This is a genomic window from Citromicrobium bathyomarinum (genome assembly GCA_001306305.2).
Classification (GTDB): domain Bacteria; phylum Pseudomonadota; class Alphaproteobacteria; order Sphingomonadales; family Sphingomonadaceae; genus Alteriqipengyuania; species Alteriqipengyuania bathyomarina.
In genome coordinates, this window is sequence record CP155577.1 from 2,398,828 (window position 1) to 2,423,104 (window position 24,277).

Genomic DNA, 24,277 nt, shown 5'->3' on the forward strand with positions numbered 1-24,277 from the left:
GAAACGTTGGTTGTCGTCGCACTGGACCCTTGCACACCATCGGGCATCTTACTCTCCCCTCAAAGAAAAACTGACCGTGGATAACACGGTTATCGATTCGCCGAAATGGCGTTGGCCCCCTGATCGGCCAGCTGATCGATCAGGTACCCGTCCGCCGGGCGATCCATTAACATGTACTCTATTTCCGGCAATTCGGTTCTGTCGCCGTCTTGGGACAGAACGATATTCAATCTGGAGATCCCGTTGGGAAAAAAGCTCGCGCTCGCCTGAACCCAGTTACCGCCGCCTGCGGCGGGCGCGCTGCCTTCGGCCATAACCGTCTGACGACCGAGCGCGGCATCCAGCCGATCCTTCAGCCGGGCGCAGACCTGGTCGCGGGTCATCCGCTGTTCGAACAGCTTGGCCCCCTCGACTGTGCAATAGAAGCGGGTATCGCCCGGAATGGTCGCGGCAGAGCAGCCGGTCGTCATCAGCAAAATCCCTCCCAGAAGCCCTGCGGCGTAAAAACGCGGCCGGACGAGCCCCATGGGTCGCTGGCTTGGCCGCAATGTCCGCATAACTATCCCACTCCCCGGGCCGATATCCGCCAATCAGACGAGCGCTGGTGCCTCGAGTCTATTCGCGGAACGCGCGGTCTCTCAGCCGCGTGATCGGGGTAAGGATATAGGACAGAACCGATCGCTTGTCGCCGAGTAAGTTTACGGAGGCAGTCATACCCGCAGTCAATGGCTGCTCGCGTCCCGTCTTCTCGCGCAGTTCGTCGAGATCGGCACGCAGCTGCACCGCGTAGAAACTCTCGCCCGTCCGCTCGTTGACGGTGGCGTCCGGAGAGATCGAGATCACCTCTCCGTGGATCGAGCCGTATACCGCCGAATCATAGGCACTTATGTCGATCGTCGCACGCTGGCCGAGCCGCACGGAGGCAATGTCCTGCGGTGCCACGCTCGCCTCGATCGCGAGCTGTTCGCTCGATGCGACCACCTCGACGATTTCGGCCCCGGGAGCGACCGCGGCGCCGATCGTGGTCACCAGCACGCGGTTGACCCGTCCGCGCACCGGCGATGTGATGGTCGAGCGTTCGACGCGGGCGACCAGCGCGGGCATCACCTCTTGCCGGCTCGCCAGTTCCGCCTGCGCGGTGGCGAGTTCGTCGCCTGCCTGCGCGCGCCACGAATTGCGCACCTGGGTAAGCCCGGCGCGCGCTTCGGACACCGCGTCGCGCGCCTGCGTGACCGCGGCCAGCGCCTGCTCCGCCTCGCTCTGCGCCATCGACGCCTGTGCTTCCGCCTGCTGCCCGGCGAGGCGCGGCTCGATGCCCTTGGCAACCAGCCCGGCGATCGTATCCGCCTCGCTGCGGGCGAGCTGCGCCGCGGTGCGCCGCCCCGCCAGTGCCGCCTCGGCCTGCGTCACGGAGCGCTGTGCCTGGCCGATCCGCGCGCGCGCCACGGACTCGGCATCGGCCAGCTCTGCCAACCGCGCGGCATGGAGCGATTGCTCGATCCGGATCTGGGCTGCGGTTTCGGGATTGTCCGCCACCGGATAGACCGGCCGCCGCCCGGCGATCTCCGCCTCCAACCGCGCGATCTTGGCGTTGAGCGCGTCCAGCGTTGCCTGCTTGCTTTGCAGATCGGACCCCGCTTCGGTCAGGTCGAGCAGCACCATCGGCTGCCCCTTGTCGACCAGGTCGCCGGTTTCGACCAGAATTTCCGAAACGATCCCGCCCTCCTGATTGGAGACGACCTGCAACCGGCCCAGCGGGATGACGCGACCGGTGGCCCGCACGGTACGGTCGAGTTCGGTCACCGCAGCCCATGTCACCGCGGCGACGGTGAACAGCAGGATCATCACCAGCAGCAGGTTGGCCGCACCTCCCGGCCTGAACCGTTCGATCAGCGTTTCCAGCCCGCTCGGTTCCTGATCTTCAGGCGGCGCTGCGCCCACCTCGCGCACCTCGGGTCCGGGTGCAAAGGGCGAACGCAGCAGCTGTGCCGGCTCGGCTGCCGCGCGATTCTGGCCCGAGCCGTCTGCGGGAGGAGGAGTGATATTCGCGTTCACGATGCAGGGACCGTCGCCGACTTGGGCCGTTGCAGTTCTTTCAGGACAGCATCGCGCGGACCATCGACCGCGACCCGCCCGTTCTCGATCACCGCGACCCTGTTCACCAGCCGCAGCAGTGCGGGTCGGTGGGTGATGAGGATGAAGGTACGCCCTTTGATTTCCTGCTCCAGCCGGACGATCATCTCGTATTCGGTGGCATTGTCCATCGCGCTGGTCGGCTCGTCGAACACCAGCACCGGCGGCTTGCCCGCCAGCGCGCGGGCGATCGCGATCGACTGGCGCTGCCCGCCCGACAGGCTGTCGCCGCGATCGGCCAGCCGCAGATCGTAGCCATTCGCCATCCGGCCGAGGAAGTCGTGCGCACCCGATACCTTGCACGCACGCAGCACCTCTTCCATGTCGACCTCGGGCCGGCCCAGCGCGATATTCTCGCGCACGGTGCCGGTCAGCAGCGATGGGTCCTGCAGCACCACGCCGACATGGCGGCGCGCAGCCTTGGCATCGTACTGGCGCACGTCCGTTCCATCGACCAGCACGAGGCCTTCCTGCGGATCGTAGAGATTGAGCAGCAGCTTCGCGATGGTCGACTTGCCCGATCCCACGCGCCCCAGCAGCGCGATGTGATCGCCCGGCTGGACCGTCAGCGACAGCCCGTCGAGCGTCTTTTCCGCAGCCCCCGGATAGGTGAAGGTGACATTGCGCAACTCCACCCTGCCATCCAGCCGGGCGGGCTGGAGCGCATCGTCCCCACCCGCCTCCGATTTCTGCTCCATCATCTCGTCGATCTGGCGATAGGCCAGCCGCGTGGTCGAGATGCGCGAAAGCAGCGAGGCGATCTGCGCCAGCGGCTGCATTGCTCGACCGCCGAGGATAGAGCACGCGATCAGCGCGCCCATCGTCATCTTGTCGTCCGCGATCTGGAACACGCCCACGATGACCACCCCGGCATAGGAGATGGTGTTGGCCGAGGCCGCGACGGTCACCGACATGGTCGAGATCAGGCGCTGGCGCGAGGAATAGTCGCCATGCATCTGGAGCGAGCGCAGCCAGCGTTCGGTCAGCAGGCCGCCTGCGCCAGCGCTCTTGACCATTTCAAGCGAGCCGACCGTCTCGACCAGCACGGTCTGCTTGTCGAGCGCCTGGCCCAGCGAACGCGCGGCGAGCCGGTCGAGCGCCGGGCTGGTGATCCAGCCGGCCAAAATCACGATCGGGATCAGCACCAGCGGCACGAACACCACCACTCCGCCGATCATCGCGATAATCACCAGCGTCAGCAGGATGAAGGGAATATCGACCAGCGCGGTCATCGTGGCCGAGGCGAAGAAATCGCGCAGCGTTTCCAGCTCGCGCATCACCCCGGTGATCGCACCCGTCGAGCGGCGTTTGCCGTCGAGCCGCATCGTCAGCAGCTTGTCGAACACCTGCGCGCCGACCTTGGCATCGATATCGACGCCCGCGAAATCGATGAAATAGGCGCGCAGCACCCGCAGCACGAAATCGAACACGATCACTATGCCCAGGCCGATCGACAGCGCGAGCAGCGAATTGAACGCGTTGTTGGGCAGCACCCGGTCGTAGACCGTCATGGTGTAGAGCGAGGTGACGATCCCGAACAGGTTGATCATCGTCGCCGCCAGGCCGACCTTTATGTAGATCGCCTTGTTGGCCAGCATCGGCTCCATCAGCCAGCGCGCAAAACGCGGCTTGGGATCGGGGATCGCACTGTCGGTCATGGTGTGTCCGCGATCATCGCGCTGTCGATACCCAGTGCATCCTGAAGGCTACCGGTCCGGGCGAGAAAAACATAGCGCGCAACATCAAGCTCGGTGACGGTCTGCAGATAGCGCGTGGCGACATCGAAATAGTTCGACTCGGCGACCAGTACATCAAGCAATGCTGCGCGCGCCACCTGAAACCGCTCGAAAACAGCGCCCTTTGCGCGGCGACTGGACAGGTAGCTCATCCGTACCGCCGCTTCGGCCTTTTCCAGCGCGGCCACGTCGGTCGCGGCAATTCGCGCATTGCGCAGCGCTTCGTCGCGCAGCCGGTCGAGCCGCGCCTGCGCCCCGGCCTGCCGTGCCTCGGCCTGGTCGGCGCGCTGCTTCTCACCCCCGAACAGCCGGAAATTGAGGTTGACGGTGGCGCGGATGTCGTAGTCCCGCGTGCTCTCGATAATGTCGTAGCGTCCCGCATCGACCGACAGCGTGACCTTGGGCAGGATGTCGGCCCGGGCCGCCTTCGCCTCCCGCTCGGCAGCGCGCAGGCCCGCGCTGGCGGCGCGTACCTGGGGCAATGTGTCGAGCAGCGCGGCGGTCTGCCCACCCTCTGCGGTGACCGATCCGGCGAGCACGAAGGGCACCGGGGGCCGCCCCAGCCCGGGCGGCGCAGGGGTGCCGACCAGCTCGAAATAGGCAGCCTCGGCGGCGGCCAGCCCGCGCTCGAAATCAGCCTGCTGCGCCTCGGCCTGCGCGATGTAGCCATCGACCTGCGCCAGATCGACTTCGGAGGACACGCCTTCGTCGACCCGCTCGACCATCTTGGCGCGCAGGTCGTACAGGCTCGCGATGAAAGCGCTGCCCAGCTGCACCAGCGTGCGCCGGCCATGGACATCGCTCTGGACAGAAACCGCGCGCAGGGCGGTCTGGTTGGCAGTGTCGTCGATCTGCGCGATGGCGACCTCGATACGCGCATTGGCCGCCTCGATCCGCTGCACCGTCGCGCCAAAATCGAACAGGAGCTGGCTCGCGCGCAGCGTGGCGTCGGTCCGCTTGGACGGACGCGAACGCTCGAGGAAGTTCTGCGGATCGTTGGAAAAATCGCGCGAGATCACGCGGAAGGAACTGACGCCGAGTTCGAGGGTCGGCGTCTCCTGCGTGCGCACCTCGTTGCGGCGCGCCTCCGCCTCGTCCCGCGCAGCCCGCGCCTCGCCCAGCGAACCGCTGCGCTCGATCGCGGAAAGCACCGCTGCGCGCAGTTCCTCAAGGTCCGATGCTTCGCGGGCAAAGGCAAGCACGGGATCGTCGGAATCGTCTGCAGCCGGCCCGACGATCGCGTCCTGCGCCGCTGCGGGCAGCGGTATGAACGCCACCAGCGCACAAGTCGCCAGCCACATGGCCGCGCCCCGCACCCTGCGGCACGTGCGTGGCGAATTGCCGCCCCGCCCTGCCTGGCGCCAGCGCACCCCTCGTCTCATTAACCGCTCCCGTCCGATGGAGGCCCTTGATTCAATGGCATCCGTCGAGTGCGGACGAATACAGCACCCTACAGACCGGTAAACCCCCGGTGAGCCTACTTAGGTGAAGTGAGACCACCCCTGTGTGCGTTTGTGCGCACCGGTGAAGACGCACCTGACAGGCTAGCGATGCAGGTCAGAGCGCGCGCATCAGTCGCAGGAGCTTGGAAACCGGGCGCGGCACGCCGACCCGCCCGTCGAGCCACAGGCTGATCGTCGAACGGTCGACCCCGATCGTGGCGGCCAGCGCCGATTGCGTGGTGCATCCCAACGCCTCCATCGTCTCGCGCAGTTCCTCCGGATGCATCGACACGAGCATGGCGTCGCGTCCGCCCGTTAACTTCGCACCCGCAGCGATTTGTGCACTGCAATCGGGTCGTGTGAACATTTCACGCGGGTTTGGCGCTGCACTCATGCTCGATTTCCCCTTTTGTATCAGCCTTCTCGGCGCATTTACTCGACCGCTCATGAGCGATTGACGATCCACGCCCTGTTGTGCGATGCACCATAAATGACAAAGGAGTTACGTTTCAAGCAAGCTTTTTAGCTTTGTGAGAGCGGACACGAGGTTTTGTTGCGGAGGGAATCGATGAAGCTGATCATAGCAATCGTGAAACCGTTCAAGCTCGACGAGGTCGTCGAAGCTTTGACCGGTGTGGGGGTACAGGGATTGACCGTTACCGAAGCCAAGGGCTTCGGGCGACAGAAAGGCCACACGGAAGTCTATCGCGGGGCCGAATACTCGACCAGTTTCGTGCCCAAGGTGCGGATCGAAACCGTGGTCGACGACGCAGTCGCCCCCAAGGCGGTCGAAGCGATCTCCGCCGCTGCCAAGACCGACGCCATCGGCGACGGCAAGATCTTCACCATCGACGTTTCGTCTGCGCTGCGCATCCGCACCGGCGAAACCGACGACACCGCGCTTTGAGGGGGCCAGACATGATGGATAAGATAAAGTACTTTGCTGCAGCGGGGCTTACCGCGCTCGCTGCCTCTCCCGTCTTCGCGCTCGAAGCACCGGCACCGACCGGACCTGCGATGGCCGCGGCCGAGGCTGCCACGACCATCGCCAAGGGCGATACCGCATTCATGATCATCGCCACCGTGCTGGTGATGCTCATGATCGTGCCCGGCCTTGCGCTGTTCTACGGCGGGCTTGCCCGGACCAAGAACATGGCCTCGGTCCTCACCCAAGTGCTCGGCGTCGCATGCCTCGCGATGATTATCTGGGTCACCTACGGCTATTCGATGGCGTTCGGTGACACCGGCAACGCCTTCATCGCCGATTTCGGCAAGGTCTTCCTGAAGGGCGTTACGGCTGATTCGGGCGCGGCGACCTTCAGCGACGGCGTCGAGATTCCCGAATATATCTTCATCGCCTTCCAGATGACCTTCGCCGCGATCACCGCGGGGCTGGTCGTGGGCGGCACGATGGAGCGGGCCAAGTTCTCGACCATGATGGTGTTCACCGCCATCTGGCTGACGATCGTGTACTTCCCGATCGCGCATATGGTGTGGGCGACCGGCGGCCTGATCTTCGACTGGGGCGCACTCGACTTCGCAGGCGGCACCGTCGTCCACATCAACGCGGGCGTTTCCGCGCTGGTCGGCTGCCTGATCCTGGGCAAGCGTATCGGTTATCCGAAAGAGCCGATGCCGCCGCACTCGCTGACCATGACGCTGATCGGCACCGGCCTGCTGTGGGTGGGCTGGTTCGGCTTCAACGGCGGTTCGGAGCTGGAAGCCGACGGGGTTGCCTCGCTCGCAGTGCTCAACACCTTTGTGGCAACCGCTTCGGGCGTGCTGTTCTGGATGCTGGGCGAGAAGGTGACCGGGCACAAGGGTTCGCTGCTGGGTGGCTGCTCGGGCGCCATTGCGGGGCTGGTCGCAGTCACTCCGGCGGCGGGCAACAGCGGGCCGTTCGGGGCGATCCTGATCGGTGCGGCTGCCGCGCTGGTGTGCTTCTGGTTCGTGACCATGCTGAAGCCCAAGCTGGGGCTGGACGATACTGCCGACGTCTTCGGCATCCACGGGATCGGCGGCATCGTCGGCTCGCTCGGCACCGCCTTCACCATGATGCCCGCGATCGGCGGACCGGGTGATGCGGACTACAACGCGATCGCGCAGCTGATCATCCAGGCCAAGGCCGTGGGTGTGGCGATCGTGTGGGCCGCCGTCGGTGCAGCAATCGCGTGGTTCATCGCCAAGCTGGTGACCGGCGGGCGCGTCTCCGAAGAGAAGGAACGCGACGGCCTCGACCTCAGCGAACACGGCGAACGCGCCTATAATTACTGAGAGTGACTTAGGACCGGAGGGGTCCGTGATCCCGGCAAACCAGATCGGGACGCGGCCCCCACCGGATGAGGGGGGAGAGGGCGATTGTTCAAGGAGAAAAAGAAAATGCGTTTTTCCAGAATTGCCCCGGTGGCGCTGCTCGCCACCACGATGTTCGCCAGTCCTGCGCTGGCGCAGGACGACGAGGCAGAAGCCGAGGAAAGCGGCCCGATCGAAATCAGCGCCAACGTCGCGCTGACCACCGACTACCGGTTCCGCGGCGTTTCCTTCAGCGGTGAAGACATCGCGATCCAGGGCGGTTTCGACGTCGCCCACGAGAGCGGTTTCTACGTCGGCGCATGGGCTTCCTCGCTCGAGGATAGCGCGCTGTACGGCAACTCGGAGCTGGACATCTATGCCGGGTGGTCGGGCGATGTCGCCACCGGGCTGAGCATCGATGCCGGTGTGCTCTACTACATCTATCCCAACGGCAACGACCTTGTCGGCGACAGCGACTACTTCGAACCCTATGCCTCGATCACTGCGGCGCTGGGTCCGGTCGAAGCAACCGTCGGCGCGGCCTACGCGCCCGAACAGGGCAGCGCACTGACCGACGACAATATCTACGTCTACGGCGATCTGGGCGCGGGCATTCCTGATACCCCGATCAGCCTCTCGGCGCATCTGGGCTACTCGGACGGCAGCCTGGACTATGGATCGGGCGGCTATCTCGACTGGTCGCTGGGGGCGAGCGTGTCTTACGACATCCTCACCTTCGGGGTTGCCTATGTCGACACGGACCTGCCCGACATTGCGGGCCAGGATGGGGCCGTGGTGTTCACTCTGGCCGCGGCGTTCTGATCGGTTCGATCTGAATACACAGACCACTTTGCAGGGGGCGTGTGCGGGACCGTGCGCGCCCCCTCTTCTATGAGACGAAGGCAGCGCGGCCCGCACATTCAGGGCTGGCCGACCAGCAGCCCCCGCCCAATCACCTGCGCCTGAATTTCCGCCGCGCCTTCGAAGATATTGAGAATCCGCGCATCGCACAGCACCCGGCTGATCGGGTATTCCAGCGCATAGCCATTCCCGCCGTGGATCTGCACGCCGTTATCGGCAGCGCTCCACGCAACCCTCGCGGCGAGCAGCTTGGCCTGCCCCGCTTCGATATCGCAGCGCTTGCCCGCATCCTTGTGGCGCGCGGCGGAATAGGTCAGCTCTCGCGCCATCACCAGTTCCGCGACCATCATTGCCAGCTTGTCCGCCACGCGCGGAAAGGCGATCAGCGGCTTGCCGAACTGCCTGCGCTCCAGCGCGTAACCCAGCGCGAGATCGAAGGCGTTCCACCCCACCCCCACGGCGCGCGCCGCGGTCTGGATCCGGGCGCTTTCGAAGGTCCGCATCAGCTGCTTGAAACCACGCCCCTGCGCACCGCCGAGCAGACCGTCCGCAGCGACCGCGAACCCGTCGAACCCCAGCGCATATTCCTTCATCCCGCGATAGCCGAGCACCTCGATCTCGCTGCCCGAGAGCCCTTCGTCGGGGAACGGATCGTCCTCGGTCCCGCGCGTCTTGTGCGCGAGCAGCATCGAGAGGCCGCCATAGCCGGGTGTGTCGGGATCGGTCCGGCACAGCACGGTCATCAGATCGGCGCGCGCGGCGTGGGTGATCCAAGTCTTCGCGCCAGTGATCTGCCAGCTTCCGTCATTCTGCATGCGTGCGCGCGTCGCAACCGATGCCAGGTCGGAGCCGGTATCCGGCTCCGTGAAAACAGCGGTGGGCAGGATCGATCCATCGGCGAGCCTGGGCAACAGCGCGGCCTTCTGCTCCGGCGTGCCGTTCTCTCCGATCAACTCGCCCGCGATTTCCGACCGGGTGCCGAGCGAGCCTGCGCATATCCACCCGCGCGACAGCTCTTCGGAGACGAGACACATCGCGGTTTTCCCAAGCCCGAGGCCGCCATATTCCTCCGCGATGCACACGCCGAAGACGCCCAGATCGGCCATCTGCTGAACCACCTCGATCGGGATCAGCTCATCCGCCAGATGCCATTGATGCGCGTGCGGCGCGATCCGCTCCGACGTGAAGGTGCGGAACTGGGCGCGGATCATGTCGAGCGTTTCGTCGCCGAAAGCCTCATCGGGCAACGCGCCCTCGGCGAGCAGCGCAGCCAGCTCGGCGCGAGTGTCAGCTGTGTTGCCGTGGGTCAGGAAATGCATGACCGCCGGTTCGGCGCGCATTGCGTCGGCAGCGGTGCCCGCGTCCATATCGACCGGGCGCACGAACTCGCCCTGCCCCATCGGCAGGGCAGACGTCAGCTGGTGCAGATATTCGCCAAAGCCGATCCGCAGCGTCAGTTCCTCGATCGCACCGAAACGCCCAGCGCGCCGGGCCCGCGCGGCCCAGTCGGCAAGCGCCTCCAATGCAGCGAGCGTGGTTGCAGCCCATGCCAGACCGTGCACCCGGCGCTGCTCGCGCTCAACCAGCGATGGGTCGGGCGAGCCATCCGGCGCGACGATCCCGGCGGTCGCAGCGCGCGCCGCTTCGATATAGCGCTGGCCTGCCGCACACGCCTCTCGCGAAAGGTCGATAATGTCGCTCACCCGACGATCCCCCGATCATGCAGCCGCGCAATCTCGCCGCTACCAAGGCCGAGATGCTCGGCAAGAACCTGGTCGGTGTCGGCACCGATCGTGGGCGCGGGCCTCGCAGGCTCGGGCGGTACACCGGGATCATGCGCCGCCGCACCTGGCGTCGGATAGGCTGCGCCACCGGCATGCTCGACCGTCGAGAAAGCAGGATTGTCCGCCACCAGCCGTGCATCCTGCGTTACCGCCTCGTGCAGGCTGCGGTAGCGCGACCAGGTGACCCCGGCGCGATCGAACCGCGCCTCCAGTTCGGACGAAGCGAACCGCGCACATCCTTGCTCTACGATGGGATCGAGCCTGTCCCGATGGGTAAATCGCGCACCTTCATCCGCAGTGAAGTCGACGCCGAGGGCGTGCTCCAGCTGCGCGATATCCTCGGCGATCTCAAGCGCATCGACCATCCCGCGCCACTGTTTCGGTGTAATTGCCACCAGCATGAAACGCGCGCCGTCGCTGGCGGAGAAATCGCGGCCGAAGGCACCGAACAGGTTGTTGCCCGTCTTCTCGCGATCATGCCCGGAAAGCATCACTTCGGCCACATTGCCCAGATGCGCGAGGCTGGTCGCGGCGATATCCGACAGCGCGACGCGCACTTCCCGACCCTGGCCGCTCGCCCGCCGCTCCCGCTCGGCGGCGAGCAGTGCGAAGGCGGCGTAGGCTCCGGCGAGAAGATCCCACGCAGGCAGGACGTGGTTGACCGGTCGGTCGTCGTCCGGATGGCCTGTCATCAGCGGCAGGCCGACGGCGGCATTGACCGTGTAGTCCACCGCAGGCGAGCCATCGGGCCAGCCCATCACGCGCAGGGTGATCTGGTCCGCGCGCAATGCCTGCAGCGCCTCGTGTGCGAAGAAGCCGTCGACCGGGAAATTGGTCACGAACAGGCCCTCCCCTCCCGTGGCAATTCGCTGGGCAAGCTCGCGCCCCTCTGAGCTACGATAGTCGAGCGCGATCGACAGCTTGCCCTTGTTGAGACCCTGCCAATAGAGACTCTCCCCCTGAGGGCCGAGCGGCCAGCGGCGCGCGTCGGGCCCTCCGCCGATCTGGTCGATACGAATAACCCGCGCGCCCATCTGCGCGAGGTAAAGCGCACATGACGGGCCGGCGACGAAGGCCGCACCCTCGACCACGGTCATTCCGGCGAGCAGAGACATCATACCCCGGCCCTATCGCGATCTGCGTGCGCCCGCCAGACCCGCATGTGGCGCGCACCACGAAATTGGAATGGCAGCCGGAATTCGCCGGATGACCCTCCATCCTGACACTTTGCTATGTCCGTTTATATTTACACCCGAGTAGGGGTAGAGTATATCCGAGGCATGGAAAGCAACGTCGTCGGCAATCTCGATGTCGCCATCTTGTGCGTCATCGCCTTCGTGACCTTCTTTGTCGGTCTGGTCGTGTACCTGCGACGCGAGGACAAGCGAGAGGGATATCCTGTCGAGGTATCGGGCTTAATGGGCCGCACGCACTCCGCAGAAGGCTTTCCGGCAGTGCCCAGGCCCAAGCTTTTCTTCCGCCCGCATGGCCGCGGCGTGGCACAGGCCCCGCGGGTGGAGGAACCGGAAACGGTCCGCCCCGGGCAGACGCTGCCGCCGATGGCCTTCCCGCTCGATCCCGGGCCCGACCCGCTCGAAGAAGGGATAGGCGCTGCCGCCTATACGACCCTGCGCGAGGACGAGCCCGATCTCGACGTCGAGGGCGAGCCCAAGCTGATCTCTCTCAACGATCACCCTGAATATTACATCCCGACCGGCGATCCCGATCCGCGCGGGTGGGTGCTGGTTTCCGCCGACGAGAAGGTTGTCGGCAAGGTCCATGATCTGTGGTTCAACCGCGCCGAGTTCTTCCTGCGCTATTTCGAGGTCTCGATCGACGGAGCAGAGGGACGGCGGCTGATCCCATCCTTCTTCGCGGAGGCCCTGCCGCGCGACAGCGCCGTTCGGGCAACGACGCTGATCGCGCGCGATCTGCGGCGCGCGCCGATACGCGCCGACGACAGCTGCATCACCATGCGCGAGGAAGACCGGCTCAACGGTTTCTTCGCCGGTGGCCTCCGGTTCTCCACCGGGCATGGCCAGATCCACGATCCGGCCTGATGGCAACGGCGATGCCCCTTGCGACGGCCACCAGTGGTACGCGGGAAACCGAGCTTTCGCTCAGTGACGATCCGAACGATCTGCCGATCGACATTGCTCTGGGCCTGCCCGGGCCGCTGCCCGATGGCGAGCATATCCTGTGGCATGGAAAACCCGATCGCGCCGCGCTGGCGCGTTACCTCTTTCGCTGGCCATGGCTAACCGGCTACTTCGCGCTGTTCGCCTTGCTGCCGATTGCCGCCACTGCCCGCGCGGGCGCCAGCGTCGCGCAGATCGCGTTCAGCCCGCTGCTGCTCTTGCCTGTCGCACTGCCCATCGCGGGCTTGGTACTGCTGTTCGCCTGGCTCATGTCGCGGACCACCACCTATGTCATCACCGACAGGCGGGTCGTCTTCCAGGTAGGCGTGGCCTTTACCCGCACGATCAACATTCCGCTGGCTCTGGTGACAGACGTATCCTCGCGGGAGCGCAAGCGTGGAATCGACATCGCGCTGACGCTGCGCCGGCCCAACAAGATCGCGTGGCTTGCCCTGTGGCCCCACGCGCGTAGCACGAAGTTGTCAGCACCGGTGCCGATGCTGCGCGCACTACCACCCGCAAGCCCGGCAGCAGCGATCCTTGCCGACGCAGTCAGGCGGGCGGCCGCAGGCGCTGTCCACGCTCCCCGCATTGAGCGAAGCCCCGTCGGGATAAGCGCAAGGCCGGAGCATGTCTGAGATCACCGTTCCGCGCGGCGCGCTGATCGGTGCGGCGCTTCTGATCGGCTTTACCGTGACCGCGATCAGCACCTCGCGGCATTACGATGTCGGACGACTGACCGTGCAGACGGCACAGGCAGGCGAACGCCGCATGCTGATCTTCGAGCCGCTTCCCAACGGCGAAATGATGGTTTTGAGCGAGCGCCGGAAGCCGGTCGCACATCTCGTGATCGAGGGAGACACCTTCGCGATGGCAGCCGTCCGCGCCCTCGCCATGCAGCGCGACGATCGGGAATTCGCGCACGATTTTCGCCTGCTCGTCCAGCGTGATGCTGCCGGGCATGTCGAGCTGGCCGATCCCGATACCGGGCGCACGGTCAAGCTGCAGGGCTTCGGCCAAGCGAGCGCCAAGGCCTTCGCCCGCTATCTCGACACCGGTGACGGGCAGTACACACCCGGCTGAGCGTGCCTGATCACTGTGGCTGGGCTCAGGTAACGACCCTCATCTCTCCAACTCGCTATACGCCCATGCCGTATTCGCGGCACTTGGCCGAGGGTTGGGCCGCTACTCGCCGCCCTGCTGCAAACCGGCGGGCGTTGGCGCGGGTTCGCTAATTTCGGCCTCGTACGGCAGTCGGGTTTCAAACGCCGTCTCCCGTGTGATCGCACTGCCCGAACCCGGACCCCGCAATCCCTCGTAACCGCGTGCCATTGGTGCCCCACCCAGCGGGCGCGACATGCCGTTATGGCAGGTGCCGCAATCGACCTTGGCGACGTCGCCGAGCGGACCGAGCCGATCGGCAGGAAACAGGTCATGCATCTGGACCAGGTAGTCGCGGTTGATCCCCCGCGTCATGCGGATGCCGTACCACGCGGTAATCCGCTTCGGCGTGCTCTGCGACCAGTCGGCGAAGGCGCGGCTGTTGTGGCAGAAGTTGCAATTGACCCCCAGCCCGTCGGACATCTGCATCATGAGTATGTAGATGTTCTCCAGATCCGCCAGATCGGTAACTTCGCCGGATACAGAGCGCGCCTGCGCCCCCATGATCTGCTGATCGTCCAGCAGATAGTTTTCGAACGCAGCGCGCGGGAAGAAATCGCGCATGGTCTTTGCCGTTCGGTTCCATGGCGGCGGCTTGCCGACGATACCACCCATCGGCGGCTTGGGCGCGACTGCCTTGAACCAGTGACGAGGCGGCACGCCCTGCCCGCGGTGGCAGGTATAGCAGGTGACCCCGACATCGCCGACGTGCCTGGAATTCGCATTGATATCGCGGACCATCGTCAGCATCCGCCGGGCGACTTTCTTGGTGTACATGTCGTCCGCCGCGAAGCTCGCGTCAGGGTTGTGGCAATAGGCGCAGCCTTCCTCGGGCGCGACCCATTCGGTGATCGACAGCATCAGGTGATCGAATTGCGCAGCGTCCAGATCGCCCAATACCTGGACGTTCTCATACGCCTCTCCGGCGGATACTCCGCGTGCCTCGAACGGTTCGATCGATGCCGGGACGAGATTGAGCGGGTCGCTGCGGGTCCGTTCGGAGGTGAAGGTGTTCATCGCGATACCGCGCCAGCCCCATTCGCGCGATTCGATCGTATCCCAAGGCGCATCCCAGGTCGGCACCAGCACGACGAACAGCAGCGTCGCGAATGCCGCAGCGAGCGCGAAGATGCCGAGGAGGCTAGACCGCGGGCGCTTTTCCAGAGGAGTCATTGGGATACCTCCGGCGAAGGAGCGGGCGCAGGTGCTGCGGACAGATCAAGCGAGGCGCTCGTTCCGCCGGTGGCCGCGCGAACCTGCTCTGCAATCTCGGGCGGAAGAGTCATGTCGGGATAGGTCGCAGGGTACTCGGGCGCGAGACCCCATTTGACGCCCCACAGATACCAGTTATCGACCACGGTCCCGGTCAGCAGGATGCCGATCGCGCCCGAGAATGTCGTCAGGATGGCGAACCAGTAGGCCCAGCGATGGACGGACTCGAAGGTCGCGTTGAAGCCCATGGTCCAGCGCCAGAACAGCGCGCCGCGCTCCGCCGCAGTGCCGCGATCGACGATTTCCTCCGTCTCCCGCTCGCCCCCGAAGCGCGACACTGCGAGGATCGTGCCGCCGTGCATCGCGAACAGCAGCACAGATCCGTACAGGAATACGATCGAGAAACAGTGGAACGGGTTGTAGTAGAAATTGCCGTAGAGGACGGAGAAAGACGGGGTCCAGTTGAGGTGCGGGATGATCCCGAAAGGCGGTGCCTCGTGCCACGATCCCATCAGCATCGGGCGAATGAAGCCGAGGCTAAGATAGAGGAAAATCGCACTGGCGAAGGCCCACGCGACATGCGTGCTCATCCCCAGTGCCTTGGCGCGAAGATACATCCGGCACCACCACAGCAGGATCGAGGCGGTCAGGAAGAAACCCGCCCAGATCCACCAGCCCCCCTCCGTCAGCGGAACGAAGGGGGTGAAGCCCCACTTCGCCTCCGGCGGATCAAGCCGGTGCCACGCCATCCCTTCGATGAAGGCGACCGGGTTCCAGTGGACCGATGCCCAGAAGTTGAGGCCGATGATCTCGATCGCGATAAAGCCGCAGATCAGCGAGGCGATACCGCAGAATCCCAGATAGGTCGGGCCGATCTGCGGGTCGCCGATCTTGCCGATCCATCGGTTGAGGACCGGCTTGATAATGCGCGGAGGCTCATGGCCCTTCAGCGGCAGCCCAGGGTCGTAAGGCCCGTGGATCTGGATCTGCGAATAGAGAGAGTGAAACGAAGCCATCAACCGAGCCCCCCCAGCCCCATGTCGTTCCAGAAGGGCAGCTGCAGATACCAGTCGTAGAAATAGGGCCAGCCGCTGACCCAGAAGGGGCCGCTGATCAGGATGCAGATCGCACTCCAGAACCCGGCGTTGATCGCAGCGAACCAGCCGAGCCTGTGAATGCCGAGCGGCCCGATGGAATAGGCGATGGTGTCGCGAAAATACTGGTTTTCATGCTGGCCGTGCTTCACGTCTTCACCCTCTGGCGGGTTGACAGCGGACAGGATGACCCCGCCATGCATCGCGAGCATCAGCGTGGTGCCGAAGAAGAACGTCACCGCCAGCATGTGCGCCGGGTTGTAATGGAAATGCAGGCCTTGGTAGCCGACGTTGGAGACCCAATCGAGATGGCTGAAAATGCCGTAGGGAAAGGCGTGGCCCCAGGCGCCCAGCATGATCGGGCGGAACACTTCGAGGCTGAGATAGGCGAAAATCGCGAAGGAAAACGCGATCGGGATATGGAAGCCCATGCCCAGCTTGCGGGAGATTTCCACCTGCCGCAGCGCCCATGAAACGAACGCCCCGATCGCGCAGACGGTGATGATCTGCCACAGCCCCCCTTCGCGTAAGGGAGCGAGGCCGAGGCCATATTCGATCGCGGGCGGCGCGATGTCGATCTGCCAGATATTCCACGTGCCGCCGATAGCCGCACCATAGACGATCAGACTGGTGCCGAGCAGTGCGAAGAACGCGGTCGTGACACCGAAGAAGCCGACGTAGAACGGCCCGACCCAGAAGTCGAAGAGATCGCCGCCAACCAGCGTGCCCCCCGCGACGCGATATTTCCGCTCGAAACTGAGCATCGACACGGCACGACCCCTCGGCAAATGTACAACATACAAGACACAATATAGTGTCCATTTACATTTACGTCGCACAATATCGCGAGCGCCGCAAGGTGAAAGCATCCGGGCCACCGGACAGATGCTCGCCCTTTCCTCGCCGCCGAAGGCGAACCCAGCGACAGAGCGTCACCGGATGTCCGAATGACGATGCGATGGATTATTGCGACCGGCCGGGCAGTGTCTGCCCACCCTGTCGGAGCGACTCGGCGCGCATCGTCTCAGCCCTCTTGGCGTCGGCATCGGCGCTCGCCCACTGCCTGACCACGTGGGTCATCAGTTCCAGATCGTTGAGCACCTCGACCGGGTCGCGCTGCCGCGCGCTTGCCAGGCCGCGCTTGACCCAATCGCTGACAGCAGGATGCCCCAGCGCCCAGGCGAGCCGATCCTTGACCAGCCTGACTTCCTGCGCGCACTCATCGACCGGCATCGTATGCCTCCTTGTCCGCGGGCAATGCCTCCCATCGCGAACCGCCGAGATAGCGATGGGTCAGGCCCTCCGCTCCCATCGCGAAGAGATGCAGCCAGCGCTTGTCGAACAGGCCGCGCACCCTATCGTGCCGGGAAAGGATATCGCTCATCGCCTCGCACGGTGCCTCGATGCACACCGACAGACGCAGCGGCTGATGGATGAGCTTTTCCCCATCATGCACGGATTGCCACGGCAGGCCTGCGCGCAAGGGGCCGCCATTTCCCTCGATCACGCCCACCCCTCCCACGACATTATGGAGAAGCTTGTTGCCCGCACCGAATGCCTGCGGAGCAACTGCCGAGCCATAATATTGCAGGCTTATCCAGCTCGCCACGACCACCGGTGCGGTCATGATCAGTTCGAGCACGGGGAAGCCGCGCTCCTCGTCCAGCCTCCAGTCGTAGTCGTGCAGGAAGGTGCGCCCTTCAAGGTTGCGGCCGGAGGTCCGCTGACGCGGTGCGGCGATGAACGCCTGGCATCCGGTGAGCCCCCATTCGGGCCGCACCTCGGCCCAGTTATGCGCCCGCGCAGACACGTCCTGCGCACGCCGGGCACCGGGAAGCCGCAGCGCGCGTTCGCCCCGCGCGATCTCTCCAGCCGCGACCAGCCATTGTCGCACGTGGTCGAGCTGAGCGCGATGCGCATCGCTTGGCCGGTCACGATCGTACAGCGTGACCCGGTCGGTGGTGGTATCATGCAGCGCGGCGACAAACAGCGTATCGTGCGGGATGGCGATGCCCCGCTCGACCAACGCTTCGCGAACCGCCGGATCGTTGAGTATCTGCGCCAGAAGCCGCGCGTTGACCTCCCCCGAATAGCCGCCGCAGGCACCGCAGTGCAGGCCGCTGGCGTGTGGATTGTTGACCACGTTGGCACCATGCCCTGCCAGCAGCACGATTGGCGCAAACCCGTCGACCAGTGACATCGCCCGCAGCACGGTTTCCGCCGCATCGACCCGCGCCTCGGGCGCAAGGTCGGGATCGAAGCGCGGGGAGGGATCATTGCGAGCCGAGGCCGAGGCGATGCCCAACCCGTCGCGCACCAGCTTGCCGATATAGACCGGGCCCATCGCCTCGACGAAGGCGAAGGAGGACACTGCAGCAAGCTTGAAGCGGCCCCAGGCGCGCTTAGCCCTGGCACGATAGCGTTGAGCCAGATCGCCCTCCGCATCCTGCACGCCGCCGGCGCGTGAGGTGACGGCAGGGTTGAGCAACACGGGCAGGCGATGCTCGTCGACATCGGATGCGAACCGCCGGTGTTCGGCAGCAACGCCGAAGAAGCCTGCGAAGCCCAGCGTGCGGATCGCGGGATCGACCGACTCCAGCGCGCGCCGGAAGACTTCGGAGCGCACGTCGATGCAGAACGCCGCCTGCAGTGCGAGGCGATCGGACGCGCGGCCAGGCAGCGGGGTGGCGAGCGTCGCGGCAAGCTTGCGCTGTGCGGCCCGTTCGGCGGCCTCCTGCAGGATCTCGTCCACCACCTGTCGGCGCGAGGGCCTGATCGGTGCGGAGTGCGCGGCACGCATGGTGGTCCAGTCTTCGTCGATCTGCGTCTCGTGCTGCAGGAACAGCGCCTCTTCCCACAGGAGCCTGATCGCGAGCAGATCGATCAGCGTCTCGTCGGTCGTCCGGGCGAGCTCCGCCCGCCACAATTCGTAGCGCGCGAACTGCGCCCAGCCGCCCAGCGACATCAGCAGCTGATGGAACACCGTGTCGAGCGCCGCCTCGCCCAGCCCCAGCCGCGCGACCGAGCGGGCGATGGCGTGGCGCGCGTTCTCGGGCGCCTCCGCGACGAAGCGCGCGAACCCCTTCAGCCCCATGATTTCAGGCGTGAGATCGTGCGTCGCGTAGGCGCGCCAAGCGGCCCATGCGGACCGGTCGCGTGGGGCGGCCCACAGCGCCTGCCCGCGATCGAAGTAGCCACCGGCCCAGACGCCGATCCGCTCTGCGATAATGCCCGGCCAGTCTGTCCCGCTGCGCTCTGCGACGAGGTCCGCCACGGTCCGCAGCGCGTTGGGGATTGGAAGATCCTTGTCCAGCTCAGCCTCAAGCATAGCGAGATCGCGCGGCTTGCTCTCGTGCGGGGAGCTGACGAGCGCGGCGGCCAGATCGGTCTGCGCGATCTCGCCCGAAGCGATCCGCTCTGCATACCAGCTGCGCGGCATGACCACCGGCACCTCTCCAACCCGCGACAGTCGGGCTGCGGCCTGGGCCAGAGTGGCTTCGCTCTGGCCGAGGAAGGGATTGACCGCGACCGAGGACGACAGCGGCCAAAGCGGAGGGATCTGCCGGACAGCGGCATCGGCCGCGCGGGACATAACGGCCTCGTTCACGGGGTCTTGGCAGGACATGAGCATTGCTTTTCTCTCCTTCACCGGGGGCTGCGCGGGGTGGTCCAGTTGCCGATCAGACGATCGAACAGGGCATTGGCGTAGAGCCCGTTGGACAGGTGGACGCGCAGGCCTGCTGCGGCAGGGTGGTTCGACCAGATCGGAAACATCGCCTGCGCCACCGCGACCACGCCGAAGCTGCACACGGTCAGTACCAGCAGCGCCCATTCGAGTGGCCCCGGCGCGGGCGTCGGCGGGAGCGCGCCCTTGGTCAGCCACTCGGTGATGGTCTGGAGCGCGAAGTAGCTGATCGAGGCAGCGACGGCGGCCAGCGCGGTGCGCCGGGTGAGCACGCGCGGGGCAGCATCGGCGAGCCCTTGGGCAAGCAGATAGGCAACGCCGAAGATCAGGATCGCGCCCAGCGTTATCGCCTGGGGCGACTTGTGCCCGATACCGAAGACAAGGCCGATGATGGCATAGATCGCCAGCGCGAGCGCGAAAGCGCGCGCGACCGCCCATCCATCGGGGATCGCGATCGGCCCGGGACGGCGGATAGAAGCGACCACCTCCACCGCTCCGCCCGAGGAAAGAAACGCGTGCGCCTTGTAGAGCGAGTGCGCGACGATATGCAGCAGCGCGAGCGGGAACAGCGCCAGGCCGCATTGCATGATCATGAAGCCCATCTGCGCAATGGTCGACCAGGCGAGCGAGTTCTTGACCGCCGACTGGGTCAGCATCGCAAGCCCGCCAAGCAGGGCGGAAAAGCCGCCGATGATGACCAGCACGGCAAGCACGCCGGGGCTCAGCAGCATGACATCGGCGAAGCGGACCAGCAGGAACCCGCCGCCATTGACCACGCCTGCGTGGAGCAGCGCGGAAACAGGTGTCGGCGTCTCCATCACCTCGGTCAGCCAGCCATGGACGGGGAACTGTGCAGACTTGAGGATCGCGGCGAGCGCCAGCAGCGCGGCTGCCAGTCCCGATCCCCCGGGGGCAACGCCCGCGCGGGCAGCGTCCGCGATCGCGGCAATATCGGCGGTGCCATAGCCGAAGAACAGCAGCGCTGCGGCTCCGATCAGCGCTGCATCACCGACCCGGGCGACAAGGTACTTCTTGCGGGCGGCGCGCACGGCCTGCACCCGGTCCGGGTAGAACAGCAGCAGGCGATGGAGGCACAGGCTGGTCGCGATCCAGGCGACCACGAAATGGAACAGGTTGCCGCCCTGCACCAGCAGCAGCACCGCCGCCAGAGTTGCGGCCATCCAGCCGAGGAATGGCCCACGCCGTGCCTCTCCATCGAGATAGGAGATGGAATAGCGCAGCACGATCCAGCCGACAAAGGCGACCAGCGCCAGCATGGTCGCGCTGACCACATCGAGCCGCGCCGCAAAGCCCAGACCGCCGATGCCCAACAATACCCCCGTCTGGGGGCCGTGGAGGACCAGCAACGCGAGAGCCGCCACGCCGATGGCCAGCGCACCAAGCGATGCGGCCTCGACCAAACGTGGGACGAGCCCCCAGCGATGCTTCGATGCGAAGGGCGCGATCGCGGCGGCGAGCAACAGCAGCGCCGGTGCGCCAAGGAGCAGGAAATCGAGGATCATGAGCAGGTGGCTTCCCGTGGCTGTGAACTACGGGGCGGGAGCTATGCGCGCGTTGAGAATAAGAAAAATACATTGTTCTGAGTATTTCGTTCTGTTTAAAAGAACGGGTGGCCGAACTGAACTTCCATCACCTGCGCTATTTTCACATGGTCGCGCACGAAGGGAACCTGACCCGCGCCGCGCAGCGCCTCAACGTGTCGCAGTCCGCCGTCTCGACCCAGATCCGCCTGCTGGAAGAGCGGTTGGGCCACCCCCTCTTCGAACGGCGCGGGCGCACACTGATCCTGACCGAGGCGGGGCGGATCGCGCTCGATCACGCGGACGCGATCTTCGAGACCGGGGATGAGTTGCTCAATACTCTGGGGCAGCGCCATTCGCGCCAGCGCCAAGTCCTGCGGGTCGGATCGCAGGCGACGCTGTCTCGCAACTTCCAGATCGGTTTCCTCCAGCCGCTGATCGGGCGCGACGATGTCGAGATCGTGATCCGCTCCGGCGCGCTGGGCGAACTGCTTGCCGGGCTGGAGGCGCACCGGATCGATATCGTGCTCGCCAATATTGCCCCGCAGCGCGACGCGGCGACCCCCTGGATTACCCATACGATCGCGGACCAGCCGGTCAGCCTGATCGGAACCCCCGAGCTTGTCGGCAAGAATGCGCAACTGGACACGTTGCTGGCAGAGCGCCCGCTGATCCTGCCCACGATCGACACCAGCATTCGCTCGGGCCTCGACGCTCTGTTCAACCGGCTCGCCATACGCCCGAAGATCGCGGCCGAGGTGGACGATATGGCGATGATCCGCCTGCTTGCCCGCGAGGGTGTCGGCCTCGCCATCGTCCCGCCGATCGTCGTCAAGGACGAGCTGGAGAGTGCCGCGCTGGTCGAGGTCGGCCGCCTGTCAGGCCTCGAAGAGATATTCTACGCCATCACGCTCAGGCGGCGCTTTCCCAACCCCCTGCTGGCGGGCCTTCTCCAAGGGGAGCACGATCAACCGGGTTGAGTGCCCGCAGCCACCCAATGCGCGAATGAGTCGTCTCTGCGCCAACGACGCAAGGCAAACCCGGCAAGCATCAGCGCGATGACCAGCACTGCGATACTGACCACCGCCGGAAGGCCGGTCGTGGCACCACTCGTCACGGTCGCAATGCCTGCTGCCCCCAGCAGCAGCATTGCCGATGCGATCAACGCAACCGGATAGAAGGTTTCCCAGCGGAAAGGCGCGAGCAGAAATGCTGCAATCGCAGCAATCCACGCTGCCAGACAGATTGGCAGGACAAGCTCGCCCACACCCGCCGCGCTGGCCAGCGTCGCACCCGCCAGGCCCAGCGTCAGCCCGGCGGTCATCCCGTGCCATGCCGCGCGCATTCGAGGGACCGCCCTCCCCTGCTGCTCGCGCCGCGAGAACCATATCTTCATCCCCGAACTGGTCACCCAAGTCAGCGCCAGCGCCATGACGAAATAGAGAAACTTGATCGGGTAGCCGCCGAAGGTGCCGAAATGCAGCGGCTGGAGCATTGCTAGCGCGCGAAGTCCCGCCGGCGCGCCTTCACCGCCATAAGTCTCCACAAAGGCACCGCTGTTGCGGAAGATCAGCGAGTAACGACTGTCGAGAATGCTGTCGTCGAGCATGTTGATCGCGGTAATTCCGCCGGAATTGTGGGGTTCACGGACGATGATGAGTTCGATCGGGTGGCCGTCCTCGCGGACCTCGCGGATCTGGCGCACCATCTGCCCGACGGGCGGCAGCCCAGCCAGCTGTGCGCCTTGGATCGGCTGCGGGCCCTGAAGACTGACAAGCGCACGTTCCCGATCGCCATCGTAGGCGAGCATCGCAACCGCCCCGATGATCAGCCCGGCGAGCCCCAGAAACCCGCCGGTGAAGGTCAACACCAGATGGAAAGGCAGGCCCCAGACGGACAGCCGATTGTGCAGGTCCGTCCATGCGATCCGCCGGTTGCGATCGAAGCGTAGCTTGAAGGCGTCCTTGAAGATCGTCGGATGCGCAAGGATGCCCGAAATTACCAGACTGAACATGCAAACGCCGAGCAGACCGACAAGGTAGCGGCCCCACGGTGCAGGCAGGTGCAGCGCGACGTGCAATTGCTCGATCAGATGGGAGAGCGGCGTGTCGGCCTCGCCCAGCAGGGCACCGGTCTGCGGGTCTGCGATCCAGTCCGTATGCTGCTCTTCACCATTGGGGAGCGTCTCGTTGAGCCGGACCATCAAGGCCGGCGCAAACTCGGTCGGGCCGAAGGTCAACAGCGAGTGGATATCGCTCCCCTCGCCCCGCTCGCCGTAGGCGTTCTCCAGCGCCGCCTGATAGGCCTGAGCCGAGACTCGCTCTGCCATGGGCGCATCAGCGTTCTCCCACACGGCGATCTCTTCGACAAACAAGGTGAAGGCACCAGTCAGGGAAACGATGTAGATCAGTGCCGCGAAGGTCAGGCCGAGGATCGAGTGGGACTCGATCATTCGTGCCACGAAACGGCTGTTGCCCGCCCTTTTCGGAAGTCTGCTCGCTGGCTCGGGTGCTGTTGGATCGGTCACAGAAGATACAGTCCCACGGTGACGAGAATGATGGCGATCGGGACCGCGAGAACGCGCCGCAGATCGAGGTCCGCAGTCGCGTGCAGCGCGCCGAGCGCCCACACCACCGGGATGATGAGCCCGCCGAACATCAGCCGGTTGGCCTCTTCCCATGGCAGGCTCGTCGCGAAGGTCGTCCCCACGCCGAGCGCGGCGATCAGGTAGAGCGGTCCGGCACAGAGCAATCGAAGACCCAGTCCCAGCGCGCCGCCACGCCCCGCCTTGCTGCGAGGAGCGCGGGTGCGGCGGATGGGTCGACCAATCTCACCGGTGGTCACCAAGCGCGGTACGAACGGCGCATAGGCCGCTATCGACGCCACCAGCAGCGCCCAGCTGATGCCCAGACTGGTACCGAAGGCGGCAATCAGGAGGGCGAGCGAGGCCACCAGGAGGGCAAGCCCCACCCAAAAGAGCATCACCGGCGCATGCCTGCCCCTCGCCTGGCGCCATGCGGCGATGCCCAGAAGCTGGGCCCCAAAACCTGCAAAGGCAAACACATGCATCTCCCGAATCCCTGCATCTCCCGAATCCCTGTCGCGAAATGGCTAAGGGGAGAAGGTTTGCTTGTAAATGATATTCACTCGCAATACCGGAATGCAAACGATTCGCATTTGACCAGACAGGGAGGTATT

Annotated in this window: 22 protein-coding genes; 7 read left to right on the forward strand and 15 right to left on the reverse strand. The window is 65.3% G+C overall.

All coding sequences use genetic code 11. The annotated features are described in order from the left end of the window. Positions 1-89: 89 nt before the first annotated feature. The 5 genes from VO57_012060 to VO57_012080 all read right to left on the reverse strand — a co-directional run bounded on the left by VO57_012060 (position 90) and on the right by VO57_012080 (position 5,609). Positions 90-527, reverse strand: coding sequence for a hypothetical protein (locus VO57_012060; GenBank protein ID XBL68864.1), 438 nt, complete (start codon positions 525-527; stop codon positions 90-92). A gap of 88 nt (positions 528-615) precedes the next feature. After that, on the reverse strand, positions 616-2,055 hold the full coding sequence (locus tag VO57_012065; protein ID XBL68865.1) for an HlyD family type I secretion periplasmic adaptor subunit: 1,440 nt from the start codon (positions 2,053-2,055) through the stop codon (positions 616-618). Further along, the gene (locus VO57_012070; protein ID XBL68866.1) at positions 2,052-3,791 is read right to left on the reverse strand and encodes a type I secretion system permease/ATPase; all 1,740 of its coding nucleotides are present in this window, start codon (positions 3,789-3,791) and stop codon (positions 2,052-2,054) included. Before VO57_012070 ends, VO57_012065 begins: the two co-directional genes overlap by 4 nt. Beyond that, complete coding sequence (locus tag VO57_012075; protein ID XBL68867.1) at positions 3,788-5,170, reverse strand: TolC family protein; 1,383 nt, start codon at positions 5,168-5,170, stop codon at positions 3,788-3,790. Before VO57_012075 ends, VO57_012070 begins: the two co-directional genes overlap by 4 nt. Before the next feature lie 256 nt (positions 5,171-5,426). Beyond that, on the reverse strand, positions 5,427-5,609 hold the full coding sequence (locus VO57_012080; protein ID XBL68868.1) for a helix-turn-helix domain-containing protein: 183 nt from the start codon (positions 5,607-5,609) through the stop codon (positions 5,427-5,429). A gap of 270 nt (positions 5,610-5,879) precedes the next feature. Between VO57_012080 and VO57_012085 the strand changes: the two genes are divergently transcribed. The 3 genes from VO57_012085 (at position 5,880) to VO57_012095 (ending at position 8,425) form a co-directional block, all read left to right on the forward strand. Next, positions 5,880-6,218 carry a P-II family nitrogen regulator gene (locus VO57_012085; GenBank protein ID XBL68869.1) on the forward strand — a complete coding sequence of 113 codons (339 nt, stop codon included), beginning with the start codon at positions 5,880-5,882 and terminating at the stop codon, positions 6,216-6,218. 11 nt (positions 6,219-6,229) lie between these two features. After that, positions 6,230-7,585, forward strand: coding sequence for an ammonium transporter (locus VO57_012090; protein ID XBL68870.1), 1,356 nt, complete (start codon positions 6,230-6,232; stop codon positions 7,583-7,585). A gap of 105 nt (positions 7,586-7,690) precedes the next feature. Beyond that, positions 7,691-8,425: a TorF family putative porin gene (locus VO57_012095; GenBank protein XBL68871.1), complete on the forward strand. Its 735-nt coding sequence runs from the start codon at positions 7,691-7,693 to the stop codon at positions 8,423-8,425. A 98-nt stretch (positions 8,426-8,523) separates the two neighbouring features. Here VO57_012095 and VO57_012100 read toward each other — a convergent pair whose 3' ends face one another. Together VO57_012100 and VO57_012105 are read right to left on the reverse strand one after the other, a co-directional pair. After that, positions 8,524-10,167, reverse strand: a complete 1,644-nt coding sequence (locus VO57_012100) for an acyl-CoA dehydrogenase family protein (protein XBL68872.1) — start codon at positions 10,165-10,167, stop codon at positions 8,524-8,526. Then, the gene (locus VO57_012105; protein XBL68873.1) at positions 10,164-11,366 is read right to left on the reverse strand and encodes a CoA transferase; all 1,203 of its coding nucleotides are present in this window, start codon (positions 11,364-11,366) and stop codon (positions 10,164-10,166) included. Before VO57_012105 ends, VO57_012100 begins: the two co-directional genes overlap by 4 nt. 162 nt (positions 11,367-11,528) lie before the next feature. Between VO57_012105 and puhA the strand changes: the two genes are divergently transcribed. From puhA to puhC, 3 genes are read left to right on the forward strand one after another with little or no spacing between them, the layout of a single operon-like run. Then, entirely contained in the window at positions 11,529-12,308 is a 780-nt protein-coding gene (puhA, locus tag VO57_012110; protein ID XBL68874.1) for a photosynthetic reaction center subunit H, read from the forward strand. After that, the gene (puhB, locus tag VO57_012115) at positions 12,308-13,024 is read left to right on the forward strand and encodes a photosynthetic complex putative assembly protein PuhB (protein XBL68875.1); all 717 of its coding nucleotides are present in this window, start codon (positions 12,308-12,310) and stop codon (positions 13,022-13,024) included. The genes puhA and puhB overlap by 1 nt, the downstream gene beginning before the upstream one ends. Beyond that, a complete protein-coding gene (gene puhC, locus VO57_012120; protein ID XBL68876.1) occupies positions 13,017-13,469 on the forward strand; it encodes a photosynthetic complex assembly protein PuhC in 453 nt (150 codons plus the stop codon). Before puhB ends, puhC begins: the two co-directional genes overlap by 8 nt. Positions 13,470-13,571: 102 nt before the next feature. Here puhC and pufC read toward each other — a convergent pair whose 3' ends face one another. The 6 genes from pufC to VO57_012150 form a co-directional block, all read right to left on the reverse strand. Continuing rightward, the gene (gene pufC, locus VO57_012125; GenBank protein ID XBL68877.1) at positions 13,572-14,720 is read right to left on the reverse strand and encodes a photosynthetic reaction center cytochrome PufC; all 1,149 of its coding nucleotides are present in this window, start codon (positions 14,718-14,720) and stop codon (positions 13,572-13,574) included. Then, positions 14,717-15,775, reverse strand: coding sequence for a photosynthetic reaction center subunit M (pufM, locus tag VO57_012130; GenBank protein ID XBL68878.1), 1,059 nt, complete (start codon positions 15,773-15,775; stop codon positions 14,717-14,719). The genes pufC and pufM overlap by 4 nt, the downstream gene beginning before the upstream one ends. After that, complete coding sequence (gene pufL, locus VO57_012135; protein XBL68879.1) at positions 15,775-16,623, reverse strand: photosynthetic reaction center subunit L; 849 nt, start codon at positions 16,621-16,623, stop codon at positions 15,775-15,777. Before pufL ends, pufM begins: the two co-directional genes overlap by 1 nt. A gap of 193 nt (positions 16,624-16,816) precedes the next feature. Beyond that, positions 16,817-17,086, reverse strand: coding sequence for a hypothetical protein (locus VO57_012140; protein XBL68880.1), 270 nt, complete (start codon positions 17,084-17,086; stop codon positions 16,817-16,819). Next, positions 17,073-19,484: a DUF2309 domain-containing protein gene (locus VO57_012145; GenBank protein ID XBL68881.1), complete on the reverse strand. Its 2,412-nt coding sequence runs from the start codon at positions 19,482-19,484 to the stop codon at positions 17,073-17,075. The genes VO57_012140 and VO57_012145 overlap by 14 nt, the downstream gene beginning before the upstream one ends. A gap of 14 nt (positions 19,485-19,498) precedes the next feature. After that, a complete protein-coding gene (locus VO57_012150; GenBank protein ID XBL68882.1) occupies positions 19,499-21,061 on the reverse strand; it encodes a proton-conducting transporter membrane subunit in 1,563 nt (520 codons plus the stop codon). Positions 21,062-21,168: 107 nt separating this feature from the next. Here VO57_012150 and VO57_012155 point away from each other — a divergent pair, with 107 nt between their 5' ends. Beyond that, positions 21,169-22,059: a LysR family transcriptional regulator gene (locus tag VO57_012155; GenBank protein XBL68883.1), complete on the forward strand. Its 891-nt coding sequence runs from the start codon at positions 21,169-21,171 to the stop codon at positions 22,057-22,059. Here the strand turns inward: VO57_012155 and VO57_012160 are convergent. Both VO57_012160 and VO57_012165 read right to left on the reverse strand, forming a co-directional pair. After that, the gene (locus VO57_012160) at positions 22,047-23,531 is read right to left on the reverse strand and encodes a PepSY-associated TM helix domain-containing protein (GenBank protein ID XBL68884.1); all 1,485 of its coding nucleotides are present in this window, start codon (positions 23,529-23,531) and stop codon (positions 22,047-22,049) included. The two genes, VO57_012155 and VO57_012160, sit on opposite strands and share 13 nt — an antisense overlap. A gap of 71 nt (positions 23,532-23,602) precedes the next feature. After that, positions 23,603-24,148, reverse strand: a complete 546-nt coding sequence (locus tag VO57_012165; protein XBL68885.1) for a hypothetical protein — start codon at positions 24,146-24,148, stop codon at positions 23,603-23,605. Positions 24,149-24,277 lie beyond the last annotated feature (129 nt).

Coding starts and splice junctions, on each gene's coding strand:
- puhA (XBL68874.1), top strand. CDS start 11,529: ATGGAAAGCAACGTCGTCGGCAATCTCGATGTCGCCATCTTGTGCGTC.
- VO57_012060 (XBL68864.1), bottom strand. CDS start 527: ATGGGGCTCGTCCGGCCGCGTTTTTACGCCGCAGGGCTTCTGGGAGGG.
- VO57_012105 (XBL68873.1), bottom strand. CDS start 11,366: ATGATGTCTCTGCTCGCCGGAATGACCGTGGTCGAGGGTGCGGCCTTC.
- VO57_012095 (XBL68871.1), top strand. CDS start 7,691: ATGCGTTTTTCCAGAATTGCCCCGGTGGCGCTGCTCGCCACCACGATG.
- VO57_012160 (XBL68884.1), bottom strand. CDS start 23,531: ATGATCGAGTCCCACTCGATCCTCGGCCTGACCTTCGCGGCACTGATC.
- VO57_012075 (XBL68867.1), bottom strand. CDS start 5,170: ATGTGGCTGGCGACTTGTGCGCTGGTGGCGTTCATACCGCTGCCCGCA.
- VO57_012070 (XBL68866.1), bottom strand. CDS start 3,791: ATGACCGACAGTGCGATCCCCGATCCCAAGCCGCGTTTTGCGCGCTGG.
- VO57_012145 (XBL68881.1), bottom strand. CDS start 19,484: ATGCTCATGTCCTGCCAAGACCCCGTGAACGAGGCCGTTATGTCCCGC.
- VO57_012090 (XBL68870.1), top strand. CDS start 6,230: ATGATGGATAAGATAAAGTACTTTGCTGCAGCGGGGCTTACCGCGCTC.
- VO57_012085 (XBL68869.1), top strand. CDS start 5,880: ATGAAGCTGATCATAGCAATCGTGAAACCGTTCAAGCTCGACGAGGTC.
- VO57_012165 (XBL68885.1), bottom strand. CDS start 24,148: ATGCATGTGTTTGCCTTTGCAGGTTTTGGGGCCCAGCTTCTGGGCATC.
- puhC (XBL68876.1), top strand. CDS start 13,017: ATGTCTGAGATCACCGTTCCGCGCGGCGCGCTGATCGGTGCGGCGCTT.
- VO57_012140 (XBL68880.1), bottom strand. CDS start 17,086: ATGCCGGTCGATGAGTGCGCGCAGGAAGTCAGGCTGGTCAAGGATCGG.
- VO57_012150 (XBL68882.1), bottom strand. CDS start 21,061: ATGATCCTCGATTTCCTGCTCCTTGGCGCACCGGCGCTGCTGTTGCTC.
- puhB (XBL68875.1), top strand. CDS start 12,308: ATGGCAACGGCGATGCCCCTTGCGACGGCCACCAGTGGTACGCGGGAA.
- pufC (XBL68877.1), bottom strand. CDS start 14,720: ATGACTCCTCTGGAAAAGCGCCCGCGGTCTAGCCTCCTCGGCATCTTC.
- pufM (XBL68878.1), bottom strand. CDS start 15,775: ATGGCTTCGTTTCACTCTCTCTATTCGCAGATCCAGATCCACGGGCCT.
- VO57_012080 (XBL68868.1), bottom strand. CDS start 5,609: ATGCTCGTGTCGATGCATCCGGAGGAACTGCGCGAGACGATGGAGGCG.